Origin of the sequence: Virgibacillus litoralis, assembly GCF_017873675.1 — a bacterium.
In the GTDB taxonomy this organism is placed as follows: domain Bacteria; phylum Bacillota; class Bacilli; order Bacillales; family Amphibacillaceae; genus Lentibacillus; species Lentibacillus litoralis.
The window spans coordinates 49,784-63,371 of the sequence record NZ_JAGGKK010000017.1; the positions used below are offsets into that span (position 1 = coordinate 49,784).

Genomic DNA, 13,588 nt, shown 5'->3' on the forward strand with positions numbered 1-13,588 from the left:
CGAGAACATCGACAGAAGAGCGGGGAACATCAACAGAATAGCGAGAGCATCAACAGAAGAGCAGTGAACATCAATAGAAGAGCGAGAACATCGACAGAAGAGCGAGAACATCAACAGAAGAGCGGGAAATATCGACAGAAGAGCAGTGAACATCGACAGAAGAGCGAGAACATCGACAGAAGAGCGAGAACATCGATAGAAGAGCGAGAACATCGACAGAAGAGCAGGGAAATCGACAGAAGAGCGAGAACATCGACAGAAGAGCCCAACATCAACCAGAAAACCAAAATAAACTCACGCTCCACCCAGGGCATTGAGCAGAGCAGGGGGTATTATTGCTATGAGAGGTAAGTTAATAGAATTTAGAAACGTGTCATTCAGGTACACTGAAGAACTGCCTTGGGTGCTGAAAGATTGTTCGTTCGAAATCTATGAAAACGAAGAAGTAGCGATTATAGGTCATAATGGTTCAGGTAAATCAACTGTTGCTAAGTTAATGAATGGTCTGCTTTTCCCAGAAGAGGGAGCAATCTTTATTAACGGTCAGCAGGTAACACAAGAGTCCATCTGGGAAATTCGGAAAGATGTTGGCATGGTTTTCCAAAATCCGGATAACCAGTTTGTTGGAACAACTGTACAGGATGATGTTGCATTTGGTATGGAAAATCGCGGGATACCTCGTGCCGAAATGGTTAAACGGATTGATGATACTTTATCTGCTGTCGGTATGCTGGATTACCTTATGACCGAGCCGCACAAACTTTCGGGAGGTCAAAAACAGCGAGTAGCAATCGCAAGCGTCTTAGCAATCTTCCCACAAGTTCTTATATTGGATGAAGCAACAGCAATGCTAGATCCAAAAGGTCGAACAGAAATTATGGAAACAATAACTAGTGTCCAGGAGAAACATCAACTTTCATTGATCACGATTACCCACGATCTTCAGGAAGTAGTAAGAGCTGAGCGTGTAATTGTGATGAATGAAGGTGAAATTTGGGATGAGGCTACACCACGGGAAATCTTTGCAAAAAGGGCTGAACTGCGAAAAATTGGTTTAGATGTTCCCTTTATTGCAAATTTATCTGATGCGTTATTAAAAGCTGGGGTATCGATTACAAATGAACCCTTAAATCAAAGAGAACTTCTGGAGGATTTATGGATATCACATTCAAGAATGTAAACTATATCTACCAACAGGGTACACCATTTGAACATAAAGCAATTGAAGATTTATCTTTTGATATTCCGTCGGGTTCATTTGTAGCGATAATTGGTCACACTGGCTCTGGTAAATCAACACTTATTCAGCACCTGAATGGATTGGTTCGTCCAAGTTCTGGTGATGTTACGATCGGTGATTTTCATTTAACAAATGATTCTAAAGTCAAAAACATGAAAGAATTACGCAGTCGAGTTGGCGTTGTATTTCAATATCCGGAACACCAATTATTTGAAGAAACCGTTGAAAAAGATATAGCATTCGGCCCAGAAAATTTTGATGTTCCGAAAGATGAAATACAAAAACGGATTCGGGAGATAACACCTGATGTAGGAATACCTGAAGAATTATTGAAACGGTCACCATTCGAGTTAAGTGGTGGACAAATGCGCAGGGTAGCGATTGCAGGGGTACTTGCCATTAAACCTGAGGTACTCGTATTGGATGAGCCTACTGCCGGACTTGATCCACGAGGGCAAAAAGAAATGATGAACATGTTCTATGATATGCATAAGAGAGAGGGCCTTACTACCATTCTTGTAACCCATAGCATGGAAGACGCAGTTAAATATGCTGATCATGTAATTATATTAAATAATGGCACTAAATATATGGAGGGGAAGCCAGAAGAAGTATTCATACAGAAAAAAGCTCTTCAAAAGGTTCAACTCGAAGTCCCGGATATAGTTCAATTTTTGAATGCTTTCGAGGAAAAGTTCGGGAAAAGAATTCCGTATAGACGGCAATCAATTGAAGAAATTGCAAGTGAAATTCAGCAATTTTTGGAGGGAGCTGAATCATCATGAGCAATTCATTAATCATTGGTCAATACGTTCCCGGAAAATCGGTCATTCATCGGTTGGACCCACGAACAAAGATTATTATTATTTTCTTCTTCGTGTTTATCGTATTCTTTGCAAACTCTGTTTTAAGCTATGGTGTTCTAACTGCTTTTGCGCTAGCGAGCATGTTTACGACACGAATTCCAATGTACTATATTATCAAAGGGTTAACGCCTGTGTGGTTCCTGATTGTGTTTACGTTCCTATTGCATCTTATCGTTACAAAAGAAGGATCAGTACTAATAGAATTCCTAGGTTTTAAAATTTATTCTGGTGCACTTATTCAAGGTTTTGCTATTTCAATGCGGTTTTTCCTGCTTATTTTGGTAACATCACTCTTGACCTTAACAACAACACCGATTGAAATCACAGACGCAATCGAGAATATACTACATCCTTTGAAAAAAATGAAGTTCCCTGTCCATGAGCTTGCACTTATGATGTCTATTTCCTTACGATTTATTCCGACACTCATGCAGGAAACAGAGAAAATATCAAGAGCACAAGCATCACGAGGTGTGGATTTTCGGACTGGTCCGCTAAAAGAACGAGTGAAAGCAGTTGTTCCCTTATTGGTTCCGCTATTCGTTAGTGCATTCAAGCGTGCTGAAGACCTTGCAATGGCCATGGAGGCTCGGGGTTATCAGGGAGGCGAAGGACGAACGAAACTCCGGGAGTTAAAAATCGAAAAGCGCGATATATTTATTTATATATTATTCGTATTTGTAGTTGCCGGTCTATTTTTTACAAGAAACTGGAGTTAGACACCAAGAAAGGTTGGAGGAAGCATGGAAAAAATCAAATGTATTATTAGCTATGATGGTACGAACTTTTCAGGCTTTCAAATCCAGCCAAGAACACGTACCGTTCAAGGAGAACTGGAAAAGGCATTAACTAAAATTCATAAAGGTGAGCATATCCGAGTGCATGCCTCTGGTCGTACAGATACAGGAGTGCATGCAAGGGGTCAGACAATTCATTTTGAAACACCATTCACGCTGCCTCCTCAAAATTGGAAACAAGCGCTTAACACCCTTCTACCTGCCGATTTAAACGTATACAAAGTCGCGGTAGTTCCTGACTCGTTTCATGCTCGCTATGATGTTGCGGAGAAAGAGTATCGGTATTATATCTGGAATGAACGGGAAAAAGATGTGTTTAAGCAAAATTATATGTATCAATTTCCGTATCCTCTCGATATTCAAGCGATGCAATATGCATGCCGCTATTTTGAAGGAACCCATGATTTCACCACATTTTCATCAGCAAAAGCGACTATAAAAGGTAGTAAGATACGCCATATGTACGAAGTATCTTGCCACAAAGAGGGAAATCAGATCGAATTTATTTTTCGTGGGAGCGGTTTTTTATACAATATGGTAAGGATTATTATCGGGGCTCTTTTGGATATTGGACAGGGAAGACGCGAGCCATCTGATATTACTGATTTATTGGAAAAAAAAGACCGGAGACTGCTTGGAGAAACTGTGCCAGCACAAGGGTTATATTTATGGCAGGTCAAGTATGAGGAGCCTCACTAGTAAACTTAGCAAGCAAAAAAATTTGATTTACTATCCTTGTTGAACTAAGTACTCTTCACAAAGTTCTCATCCGGCGATATTGCCTAAGTACATTTAGCCGAACCGGGGTCAGTTTTGCAAATTAGTCGGATCCTCATTCCGTTATTTCCTGTAAATCGTATGTTTGAAGCACGTTATGTAATTCTCTTTCCGCTATTTGTACATTACACCCTCAAATTTCATGTTTTTTGAGCAATTAACGGAACTAGGATTCATCTCATCCCATTTGGGACGGTTTTTCCCCTATTTAACGGAACGAGGATCCGCACCGCAGTTTTATCGGTCCCCTTTGCCTGTGTCACAATATACAAAGAGCAACAAGATTCACGAAGAGAGCTTCTTTTAAAAAATCCTTCTAAAGCTTGACAAACACATTAGTGATGGTATATGATGATTATTGGCATTTTATTTCTAAAACCGCGATTAGCCCCGGAATCTAATTGTGTTGAATATATAGGAATAACAACTGAAACGAATTATTGAAATATGGAGGGAAACCATCATGCGCACAACTTTCATGGCGAATGAAAATAACATTGAACGTAAATGGCTAGTTGTGGATGCTGAAGGTCTACGTTTAGGCCGCTTGGCAAGTGAGGTTGCTGCGATCCTTCGCGGGAAGCATAAACCAACTTACACACCACACGCTGATACAGGTGATAATGTAATTGTTATTAACGCTGAAAAAATAGAACTATCAGGTAATAAATTAAATGACAAAATGTACTATCGTCATACAGGCCACCCAGGTGGAATAAAAGAACGTAATGCAAATGAAATGCGTACAAATTACCCTGAACAAATGATAGAGCTTGCTATAAAAGGTATGCTTCCAAAAGGTCCTTTAGGCCGTAAAATGGGTAAGAAATTGCACGTATTCAGAGGTTCTGAACACAATCATCAAGCACAAAAACCAGAAGTTTACGAGCTTCGTGGATAATTAAAAGGAGGTTAATCAATTGGCACAAGTACAATACTACGGCACTGGTCGTCGTAAAAGATCAACTGCACGTGTACGTCTAGTTCCAGGAACTGGCCGTGTAGTTATAAATGACCGTGATGCACAAGACTACTTTCCATATGAAACGCAACTATTAATTTTAAATCAACCACTTGCAACTACTGAAACTCAAGGAACTTATGATGTTTTAGTTAACGTGCATGGTGGAGGATTTACTGGCCAAGCTGGTGCTATCCGCCACGGTGTCGCTCGTGCGCTTCTAAAAGCAGATCCTGAATACCGCGGTTCCCTAAAACGCGAAGGATACCTAACACGTGACGCACGTGAAACAGAACGTAAGAAATACGGTCTTAAAGGCGCTCGTCGTGCACCACAATTCTCAAAACGTTAATATATCTACGTTTCAAGGCTCTCAACCTTTATTGGTTGGGGGTCTTTTTTATGCTTATTTTTTGCTTCTGACCACATTTTGACCACGAAAATATATTCTTTGCACTCATAGCTGCTCCATGTACTTTTGGAACTTGGTTGCTGTTTGTTCTTTTAAGTAATCCGTGACATGTGTATAAATGTTCATGGTCGTGTGGATGTCAGAATGTCCTAATCGTTCCTGGACTTCTTTAATGGTTGCTCCTGCTTCAAATAATAAGGAAGCGTGTGTATGACGAAATCCATGAATAGTAATTTTGTGTAATTTATGTTTTTTAGCTAACATTGCTAGCTTTTCATTTAAATATGACGAACGAAGTGGAGAACCATCTTCACGGGTGAAAACAAACTTATTATTTTCTATATTAATAAGGTTAGATAACTTTTCTTCTTTTTGATGGATACGTAATTTTCTAAGTAAGTTTAAACTTTTGCTATCTAAACTAATTAAACGTTTTGATGCTTTTGTTTTCGGTGTTTGTAAGAGAAATTCACCATTGGTCTGGAAGAGTGTTTTTCCAAATCGTATTGAACTTGCCTCAAAGTCGATGTCATCCCAGGATATAGCTAACAACTCTCCCTTTCTAGCACCTGTATAGATAAAAAGATGAAAAAGAACATGATCACGGATAGATACTTCCTTTTCAGTTATTTCTAAGAATTGTTTGATCTCGCCTTTACTCCAATAATTACGTTGTTGTGAATCATCTCCTTCGCTTAAAATTTCTTTCTGTTGTTTTGGTATACTTACGTGCTCCATAGGGTTTCTCATAATTATGTCCATCTTAAGAGCATATTTAAATACCTGGTTTGCTTGGATCTTGATATCATTAACAGATGCAATATTATCCGCTATTTCATTTATCATTTTTTGGCAATATGCCTTTGTAATATCTTTCATTTTTAATTTACCAAAGCGAGGGAGAATATGAATTTTGAACTTTGAAGTGATAGTTTTCTTTGTGCTATTTTTAATGGTCCTCGCATGGTCGGAAAACCATTGATTGAAAATGTCATGATAAGTGAGATTATTAAAATCAATTAGTAATCCGTTTTCCAGTTCTTGTTCCAACTTGACAGCACTTGTTTGTGCTTCCTTTTTTGTTTTAAATCCTCTTCGCGTTGTTGTTTTTCTTTTCCCCGTTTGAGGGTTAGTACCAGAATCTATTTTAAATAACCACTTTTGGCCCTGTTTTGTTGAGTATTTTTGGTATGATGCCATTTTCTTATCATCCTTCCAGTATAGTTTAGAATTCAATATAATCTTTTACGAATTTCGTCTAAGATTGAAACTTTGCCACTATATCCAGCTTCGATCAATGAATTGAATAATTGTTCTATCTTGCTTTGCGAATGTGAATTAAACTCTGATAATGCTTCCTCCAACCATTTTCTTTGATTTGCCCTATCTGTCTTATCATTGTTATGACAACTATCCGAACAATGTTGATTATCCTTTCTGTTTGGAATAAATAGCCTATTGCATTTTCTCCAAGTACATTCAATGAATTCTTTTCCTTCTTCCCAATCCATAGTTAATCTAAGATAAATAGCGGATAATAGAGAATCGAATCTCCAACCTTTACTTATAGAATGGTTTACTATATCCGGGAATACCTGGGGATGAACATCCTTTAGTATCTCATTTAAGTGAAGAAAAGGTATTAGTGTTTGTCCTTTTTTAGTAAAAATATCTTCCACTCTTTTTTTGTGCTTTTTTGGAACATTTCTTGTTTTATCTTCGATTCGTATCATTTCATTCATGTATTTATTCAATTCTTTTTTACTTCGGAATCCTTTTTTAAAGCCAACATCCTTATATTCGTTGCCTATTTTATTTATCAGTTCCTTATATTTGCGAATTGCTTCTTGGAAGACAATAACTGGCTCGCGATCTCTTTCTCCTTGAGGCTTATTCTTATTCTTATACAAGTCATCTATTTTGTGAATCTCAATGGCTACATTATGCTTATCAAATATCTCTGAGACTGTATTTATATCGCTATAAGTTGTTGTTTTTCTTAACCCTAATAACCCCCATGTATTTGCAAATTGAAGTATTTCCTCATGGTTATCTGGATTAATACGGCTAAATGCTATATGTGGAGCTATTTCTAATTGTCCACTTTGAACTTCAGGTCTTTTTTTTGGAATTTTATATTTCAAAGGGTCATATTCACTTCTTCCACCTCCTTTCATTTGAACTATGAATTCAATTCCATCAATATTAGTTATTTCGTATTCTGATTTCCACCAACTTGAATTATTTTCCTTGATCCTACTGCTATTCATAAAAAAATATCCCCTTTCAATTATTTACCCTTTTGATACATAGAAAGTGTAAGTGTTAGGTGTTATATTTACATTACAACAAAATCAACAACATTTCAATAACAAAGGAGATTTGTATATGAAGCTTAAAGCTAATCAAGAAATTAGAAATTTGATTAAGTCTATGGGTTACAAGCAATGGGAGGTAGCAGATTTACTGGAAACCGAAGAAAGTGTATTTTCAAGGCTATTACGTAAGGAATTAGATCATGAAGTAAAGAGTTGTTTGATTAAAGAGATAAATAAGTTAGGTGATGTCGGTGAACTTCAAGATTGAATTACCAGAAGATACGTTTATGGTTACCCGAGATGACTTAAAGGAAGTGATAAAGGTATTAATGGATGAAATTCAAAAGGACATTGATAATACGCAAATTATGACCATAAAGGAAACTTCAGAATTCCTAAAGGTTAGTGTTCCAACAGTACGAAAAATGATAGACAATAAGGAAATTCCATTTTTTCAGCGAGGACAGGTGATACGTTTGAATCGTTCGGACTTAAAAGAGTGGCTCCGTAAAGAAATGAGAAAAGAGGGTGTTCAATGAAAAATCAAAAATGCAACGTCAATAGCGATTCTCAAACTAAATTTTTTGGATGGAAAATAATTAACAAAGGAAGTAGGGGTTATGGCAAATGTACAATTAGATAATGGGTTTACAAGAATTGCTAATGAATTATTAGAAGTGGTAATGAATCAAAAATTAAACGGAACTCAGTTCAAAATTATTATGGCGGTTTGGAGATACACTTATGGATACAGCAGAAAGCAACATGAAATGTCGCTAGGGTTTATTTCTGAAGCAACAGGCGTTCACAAACAAACGGTAAGGAATGAATTGGAAAAGCTAATTGAAAGAAAAATAATTAAAGTAATAAAGGAATCTAGCTTTTCAAGTTCTAGAGTTATTAGCTTCAATAAGAACTATATCGAGTGGGAAGGTTTACAGTCAGCGAAACGGCTGACAGTTAGTAAAAAGGCTAACACTGCAGTAAGTGAGTTGACTGACACTACAGTAAGTGAACTCACTGACCAAGAAAGAAAGCCTAAAGAAAATATTAAAGAAATACAGTCGCAGGTTATTTTTGACCATTACATTTCTAAAAACATAATACAACATAAGCAGTTTGATTCAGATATGAAGAAAGCAGTTAAGAAAGCTATTACTAAGTTTGGCATAGATGAAGTGAGAACAGCTATTGATAATTATGCTGTTGTAATAAAAAGCGATGCTTACTGGTTCACTCAAAAATACAACATTATTAATATGATGCGAGATAAAGATATTAGACAGTTTGGGAGTGAAGCGGATCCATTAAGTAATTTTTTGGTTAAAGAAAAGAATCAAACAAAACAATCAATTAATTGGGAGGATATCTAAGTGAAAAGAGAAGAGGTAAAAGAAGTATTTAAACAATTAAACTTTGCCTATTCACAGTTCAGTGTTACACCTGAAAAAGTGGATGCTTGGCACAAACTATTGCAGGACCAAAATCCGGCAAGGGTAATGGTTAATGCAGAAAGATATATATTAGATAACAAATTCCCACCAGCTTTAGCAGATATAAGGGAACGTAGAACTGAAGCACAAGAGGACGACTTTTTAGATAAGTTGAAGAAGTGGGAGGAAGAAGCTGTTGGATATAAACCTTGATGCAGAACAAGCATTGTTGGGGTGCATACTTAAAAAAGGCAATCTCATCAAAGAGACCACTTTGGACGAAAAGCATTTTGCAGATGCTTCTCATAAAATTCTGTTCAAGACTTTACGAAAGATTGAACAGAAAAGTGAACCTATAGACACTGTATCAATAATTACCACAATCGGACAAGACTCAATAGTACGTTTAGGTGGAAAGCAATATCTTTCTAAGCTTATTAATAGTGTATCTAGCTTTGAACCATTTAAAACATATGAAAAATATATTTTTGAGTCGTACAAAATAAGAGTAGCTAGACAGATAACTGAAGCAGGGGTTAGAGATAGTGAATCTATATCTCATATTATTAAAGACTTGTCAGATCTAGAATTAGAAAATAATGATGTTGATTATGACCACAAGGAGTCACTACAAAAGCTATATGAGAAAATTGATAATCAAGAAATAGGATTAAGTGGAATTGACACAGGTTTCAGAGAGCTAAATCGTTTTTTAGATGGGTTTCAAAAGAAAGATTTAATAATATCTGCTGCTAGACCTAGTGTAGGCAAAACAGCTAAAGCATTAAATCACGCCATACACCATTGCGCTAAAGGAGGAGTTACCGCCTTGTTTTCACTGGAAATGGGTGAGGAATCCCTAAATAAACGTATGATATCAACCATCGGAAATATTGATGGTCACAAGATGAAAAATCCTAAGCAATTCTTTAATGAACAGGACTGGGCTGATTTTTCTGATGCCTTAGGATTTTTAAGCAACATGAATCTAAATATCTATGATAAGTCTGGCCAAACCATCCCATACATCAGAAGCAAAGTAAGTAAGTTAAGAAGAAAATATCCAGACGAGGATATACTAGTAATCATTGATTATCTTCAACTGATTAGGCCAGCTAAAAGATATGAATCTAAGAATGTAGAAATAGGTGATTACTCAAGAAGTTTGAAAGGGGTAGCTAAAGATATGAATGTCCCTGTAATCCTTCTTTCACAGTTATCTAGGGGTGTTGAATCAAGACAAGATAAAAGACCTATGATGTCAGATATCCGTGACAGTGGGAGTATAGAGCAAGATGCAGATGTGATTGAGTTTCTCTATCGTGATGACTATTATAATAAAATTAAAACTGAAAATATTATCGAAGTGATTATAGCAAAACAACGGAATGGATCAATCGGTACAATTGAGCTTGCTTTTATTAAAGAACATAATAAATTTGTAGATTTGGATTACAGACGTGACCATTAGAGATCTTTATAACGATGCTGTTAAGTTTGATGAATCACATGTTTTATTACTACTAGATTTTCTACTATTTGAGAAGCGATCCATCGCATTTAATGATGATGTATCTGTATTAGAACTTTACTTCAATGCTAAGCACAAAGAACGAATGAATCAATTATTATTGGAATACAAAAGGTCAACGTCTAATGAAGTTAAGTAATAGATATAATTAAGAAATAGAAAATATAAATTTCACAAATGATTTAGGTAAAAGATTAAAAGAAGAGGTTGATAGTCATGGGTGGTTATGGATCAGGTCCTTACGGAGCAGGATTAAAAACACCAAAAAAAACAGTAGAACAATATAGATCTATAAATATAAAACAATTAAAAACCATTATAAATTCAGATATAAAAGAATTAAGTTTTACCATAAGTGGTGTTGATAAAGAACAGGAAAGGATTCTTCTTATTGACTGGACTAATAGTAACTTTGGCGGCAAAAGACCGTGGTTCTTATGTCCTTGGTGTACAGAGAGGAGGGTAAAACTTTACTATAAAGATCAGGCTTTTCTTTGTAAGAATTGTCATGGTTTAGCTTATCGAAGAACACAAATTTCGGGTGACTGTATAGCTGAGATAGATTGGGAAATTCAAAAGATACAGAGACGATTAGAAATTAGCAATTTAGAGGAGTATACAGCACCACTTTTTAAACCTAAAAACATGCACCAAGTTACTTTTTTTCAATTACGTATGAAACTAATAGACCTAAAAGAAAAAAGGGCACAGGAATGGATCAATAAAGCAGAGAAAGTATTGAATATTATTTAGAATTATTAACACTAGGTAGACTTTCTCGAAGAAATCCGTGTGAACTGAGGGGCAATTATGGAAAAAATTTCAGTAACCAAGTAAAATTGGAAAAAGGCTAAGAATTATTAAAAGGAAGAATAAGCATAAAAAGTAATAAGTCTCTAACTTTAGTAGAGGCTTAATTTTTTTCATGTATAATAGAATCACTGGAGCGGATTGATATGAAATGGGAAAATCCACCACATGGCGGAGAATATAAGCTTGTAGCAACTAAAAAGTTTAAAAACGATATCGGTCTTGTTGTATTGTGTCCAGATCGTCGAGAATATAGCTGGCGAAATGTACCAGACTTACATAATGAAGAGTTGAAAAAGTACCTATTGTCGCTTCGTGAAGGAATTGAGAAAGGCGTTTATGATCTTGAATTACTTAATAAAGAATTAGATGGAAGATAGTCCAAATGACTTAAAATATTGGTTTAGTCGTCGATATATTAGGTAATAGGATAAAAAAGGTTAATTACGGTAAATTATACCAAAAATGTATACAAACACTATGGTCAAATAAAAAGGGTGGGCGAAGGGTCTAAGCTTTGGCAATTTGGATTCACTGGTGGCATTAGAATAGTGGCTATACATATTATATGAATAATTACTTAACCCCACTATTTGTGGACTATCACCATCAAATCTATCCGAGTAAAAAACATAATCAAAAGGATATTAAAAATTTTCCCTTTTGTCCTATTGATACATATTCTTAGACCCTCGTTATGAGGGTCTATCAATTTTGTACATTTTCACTTCTCCAGACAAATCAGCACACAACTTATCACACTCATCCTTACTAGGTGTATCATGATATGCATTGTATCTTTTCTTAGAAATTTCTTTGGCGTTTTATAAGTACAGAAAAGTAATAGCATACTTATTTACCATAATTCTCCATAAAAGTGTGGTGGGATGTCTAATATTATAGTATTATAATATTTAGGTTTGCTTAAAATCTTATGAAAAAAAGAAGGTTTTTTTAAAGTATTGTAGAATTTTAGTATAGTATATAGTTTTACGATTGGTGAAAATCTTTACCAATAATAGGAGGGACTATGGAATACATAATAAATTTAAGTCGTTTTCTTACTGAAGAAGACAGGAATTCATTAATGCAGAAACATATTAAAATAATATATGAGTCAAAGTTTATTGAATTAATAGGAGTGGAAACCGATAATATACGAGAAGTTAAGAAAATGGAATTTATTGAAAAAATAAGTAGACCGGTTCAAGGAGAATTCCAAGAAGGCGAATTTAACTCTACAATAACCTTTGAGCCAAGGGTGAGAAGAACCCTGTTAAGTAGTAGAAGTTTGGTAGGTTGGGGAGATACCAGGATAGCTATCCTTGACTCAGGAGTGAAGCCGGATGTTTCAGTAACTGCAACTAAAGACTTCACTAACACAGGAATGATGGACATCCAAAACCATGGTAATGATGTCGCAAAGATCGTGAAGTTTTTAGCAAAAGGTTCTAGTTTATTCATTGCTAAAGTTGGTAATACTAAACCAACCGACCTTTATGTTATGCATGGATTAGAATGGGCATATAATCAAGGAGCTAGCATAATTAACATTTCAGCAGGATTTAATAGGAGATGTAGCGGTAATTGTAATCTATGTACTCTTGTTAACAAAATAGCGAATGCAGGTGTTACAATAGTGATTGCAGCAGGTAATAATGAAAATTTAGAGGATAGTATTGAATGCCCAGGTCATGCTATTAATGGAATAACAGTTGGAGCAGTTGGACATGGTTGTAAATTAACAAGTTACACTAGTTTTGGTAAAGTTGGAGAAGGAAAACCAAATATTGTCGCTCCAGGTAACCTTAATATTGATGGACGATATATTAATGGAACATCGTTTGCTTCACCATTCGTTTCCGGAGTTTTAGGTGCAATATTAAGGAAATCCGGTTCTGTTGGCAAAGCAGTTGAATATATATATAAAAGTGTAGATGATTTAGGACATCATTCTCATGAACAAGGATTAGGTTATTTAAACCTAGAAAAACTTGTGGAGGTGTTAGATAGTGAAGAAAATAATAGTCCAAGTGCGGGACAAAACCAAAGTTCTTAAAATAAAAGAATATAGTAAAGTAATATATGTATCGAAGTTTATGAATACTATTGGAATTGAAATAAGGGATGAGGATCTATATAAGCTCGATGAAGATGAAAATGTTATTAGTCATCATGAAAGCCAAGAAGGAACATTTCAAATAAACTCTGTTATTTAATAGGCTATAGATATAAAATGACCATCAAAGTTATAACGGGTTCAGTTTCGGGAGAGAAAAATGCTAATAACATTAGAAATAACACAATAATTAGCATACATTCCGAACACTATTTCGCAATATAAATAGCAAACAAAAAACGCTCAGATTTTTCTGAGCGTTTTCTTATGGTAATATTTAATTTTTCTTATTAAACTAAACGCACCCTATAGTTTAATAAGTTT

The 13,588-nt window shown here is 35.5% G+C and carries 17 protein-coding genes; 15 read left to right on the plus strand and 2 right to left on the minus strand.

Annotated elements, in window-relative coordinates; genetic code table 11:
• The first annotated feature begins 340 nt into the window (after nt 1-340).
• From J2Z82_RS14530 to rpsI, 6 genes are all read left to right on the plus strand, one after another.
• Nucleotides 341-1,180: an energy-coupling factor ABC transporter ATP-binding protein gene (locus J2Z82_RS14530; RefSeq protein ID WP_209481484.1), complete on the plus strand. Its 840-nt coding sequence runs from the start codon at nt 341-343 to the stop codon at nt 1,178-1,180.
• The gene (locus tag J2Z82_RS14535) at nt 1,156-2,025 is read left to right on the plus strand and encodes an energy-coupling factor ABC transporter ATP-binding protein (protein WP_209481485.1); all 870 of its coding nucleotides are present in this window, start codon (nt 1,156-1,158) and stop codon (nt 2,023-2,025) included. Before J2Z82_RS14530 ends, J2Z82_RS14535 begins: the two co-directional genes overlap by 25 nt.
• Complete coding sequence (locus J2Z82_RS14540) at nt 2,022-2,825, plus strand: energy-coupling factor transporter transmembrane component T family protein (RefSeq protein WP_209481486.1); 804 nt, start codon at nt 2,022-2,024, stop codon at nt 2,823-2,825. Before J2Z82_RS14535 ends, J2Z82_RS14540 begins: the two co-directional genes overlap by 4 nt.
• Nucleotides 2,826-2,849: 24 nt before the next feature.
• The gene (gene truA / locus J2Z82_RS14545) at nt 2,850-3,602 is read left to right on the plus strand and encodes a tRNA pseudouridine(38-40) synthase TruA (protein WP_209481487.1); all 753 of its coding nucleotides are present in this window, start codon (nt 2,850-2,852) and stop codon (nt 3,600-3,602) included.
• Between the two features lie 541 nt (nt 3,603-4,143).
• Nucleotides 4,144-4,581: a 50S ribosomal protein L13 gene (rplM, locus tag J2Z82_RS14550; RefSeq protein ID WP_092494482.1), complete on the plus strand. Its 438-nt coding sequence runs from the start codon at nt 4,144-4,146 to the stop codon at nt 4,579-4,581.
• A 19-nt stretch (nt 4,582-4,600) separates the two neighbouring features.
• Nucleotides 4,601-4,993: a 30S ribosomal protein S9 gene (gene rpsI, locus J2Z82_RS14555; protein WP_092494481.1), complete on the plus strand. Its 393-nt coding sequence runs from the start codon at nt 4,601-4,603 to the stop codon at nt 4,991-4,993.
• Nucleotides 4,994-5,098: 105 nt separating this feature from the next.
• Here rpsI and J2Z82_RS14560 read toward each other — a convergent pair whose 3' ends face one another.
• Both J2Z82_RS14560 and J2Z82_RS14565 read right to left on the minus strand, forming a co-directional pair.
• Nucleotides 5,099-6,253 (minus strand): site-specific integrase, encoded by a 1,155-nt coding sequence (locus J2Z82_RS14560; RefSeq protein ID WP_209481488.1) that lies wholly within the window; start codon nt 6,251-6,253, stop codon nt 5,099-5,101.
• A 32-nt stretch (nt 6,254-6,285) separates the two neighbouring features.
• Entirely contained in the window at nt 6,286-7,323 is a 1,038-nt protein-coding gene (locus tag J2Z82_RS14565) for a hypothetical protein (protein WP_209481489.1), read from the minus strand.
• Nucleotides 7,324-7,441: 118 nt separating this feature from the next.
• Here J2Z82_RS14565 and J2Z82_RS14570 point away from each other — a divergent pair, with 118 nt between their 5' ends.
• The 9 genes from J2Z82_RS14570 to J2Z82_RS14610 all read left to right on the plus strand — a co-directional run bounded on the left by J2Z82_RS14570 (nt 7,442) and on the right by J2Z82_RS14610 (nt 13,204).
• Entirely contained in the window at nt 7,442-7,639 is a 198-nt protein-coding gene (locus J2Z82_RS14570) for a hypothetical protein (protein ID WP_209481490.1), read from the plus strand.
• A complete protein-coding gene (locus J2Z82_RS14575; protein ID WP_209481491.1) occupies nt 7,623-7,910 on the plus strand; it encodes a helix-turn-helix domain-containing protein in 288 nt (95 codons plus the stop codon). Before J2Z82_RS14570 ends, J2Z82_RS14575 begins: the two co-directional genes overlap by 17 nt.
• Nucleotides 7,911-7,991: 81 nt before the next feature.
• A complete protein-coding gene (locus J2Z82_RS14580) occupies nt 7,992-8,744 on the plus strand; it encodes a replication protein (protein WP_209481492.1) in 753 nt (250 codons plus the stop codon).
• Nucleotides 8,745-9,017, plus strand: coding sequence for a replicative helicase loader/inhibitor (locus J2Z82_RS14585; protein WP_209481493.1), 273 nt, complete (start codon nt 8,745-8,747; stop codon nt 9,015-9,017).
• On the plus strand, nt 9,001-10,275 hold the full coding sequence (locus J2Z82_RS14590) for a replicative DNA helicase (protein WP_209481494.1): 1,275 nt from the start codon (nt 9,001-9,003) through the stop codon (nt 10,273-10,275). Before J2Z82_RS14585 ends, J2Z82_RS14590 begins: the two co-directional genes overlap by 17 nt.
• Complete coding sequence (locus J2Z82_RS14595) at nt 10,265-10,474, plus strand: hypothetical protein (protein ID WP_209481495.1); 210 nt, start codon at nt 10,265-10,267, stop codon at nt 10,472-10,474. The genes J2Z82_RS14590 and J2Z82_RS14595 overlap by 11 nt, the downstream gene beginning before the upstream one ends.
• A gap of 77 nt (nt 10,475-10,551) precedes the next feature.
• A complete protein-coding gene (locus tag J2Z82_RS14600) occupies nt 10,552-11,088 on the plus strand; it encodes a hypothetical protein (protein WP_209481496.1) in 537 nt (178 codons plus the stop codon).
• Between the two features lie 203 nt (nt 11,089-11,291).
• Nucleotides 11,292-11,525, plus strand: coding sequence for a hypothetical protein (locus tag J2Z82_RS14605; protein ID WP_209481497.1), 234 nt, complete (start codon nt 11,292-11,294; stop codon nt 11,523-11,525).
• A 650-nt stretch (nt 11,526-12,175) separates the two neighbouring features.
• The gene (locus tag J2Z82_RS14610; protein ID WP_209481498.1) at nt 12,176-13,204 is read left to right on the plus strand and encodes a S8 family peptidase; all 1,029 of its coding nucleotides are present in this window, start codon (nt 12,176-12,178) and stop codon (nt 13,202-13,204) included.
• Nucleotides 13,205-13,588 lie beyond the last annotated feature (384 nt).

What these genes read in the sequence shown, in the direction of transcription:
- J2Z82_RS14530 (WP_209481484.1), top strand. Translation starts at nt 341, where the DNA reads ATGAGAGGTAAGTTAATAGAATTTAGAAACGTGTCATTCAGGTACACT.
- J2Z82_RS14535 (WP_209481485.1), top strand. Translation starts at nt 1,156, where the DNA reads ATGGATATCACATTCAAGAATGTAAACTATATCTACCAACAGGGTACA.
- J2Z82_RS14540 (WP_209481486.1), top strand. Translation starts at nt 2,022, where the DNA reads ATGAGCAATTCATTAATCATTGGTCAATACGTTCCCGGAAAATCGGTC.
- truA (WP_209481487.1), top strand. Translation starts at nt 2,850, where the DNA reads ATGGAAAAAATCAAATGTATTATTAGCTATGATGGTACGAACTTTTCA.
- rplM (WP_092494482.1), top strand. Translation starts at nt 4,144, where the DNA reads ATGCGCACAACTTTCATGGCGAATGAAAATAACATTGAACGTAAATGG.
- J2Z82_RS14560 (WP_209481488.1), bottom strand. Translation starts at nt 6,253, where the DNA reads ATGGCATCATACCAAAAATACTCAACAAAACAGGGCCAAAAGTGGTTA.
- J2Z82_RS14565 (WP_209481489.1), bottom strand. Translation starts at nt 7,323, where the DNA reads ATGAATAGCAGTAGGATCAAGGAAAATAATTCAAGTTGGTGGAAATCA.
- J2Z82_RS14570 (WP_209481490.1), top strand. Translation starts at nt 7,442, where the DNA reads ATGAAGCTTAAAGCTAATCAAGAAATTAGAAATTTGATTAAGTCTATG.
- J2Z82_RS14580 (WP_209481492.1), top strand. Translation starts at nt 7,992, where the DNA reads ATGGCAAATGTACAATTAGATAATGGGTTTACAAGAATTGCTAATGAA.
- J2Z82_RS14600 (WP_209481496.1), top strand. Translation starts at nt 10,552, where the DNA reads ATGGGTGGTTATGGATCAGGTCCTTACGGAGCAGGATTAAAAACACCA.
- J2Z82_RS14605 (WP_209481497.1), top strand. Translation starts at nt 11,292, where the DNA reads ATGAAATGGGAAAATCCACCACATGGCGGAGAATATAAGCTTGTAGCA.
- J2Z82_RS14610 (WP_209481498.1), top strand. Translation starts at nt 12,176, where the DNA reads ATGGAATACATAATAAATTTAAGTCGTTTTCTTACTGAAGAAGACAGG.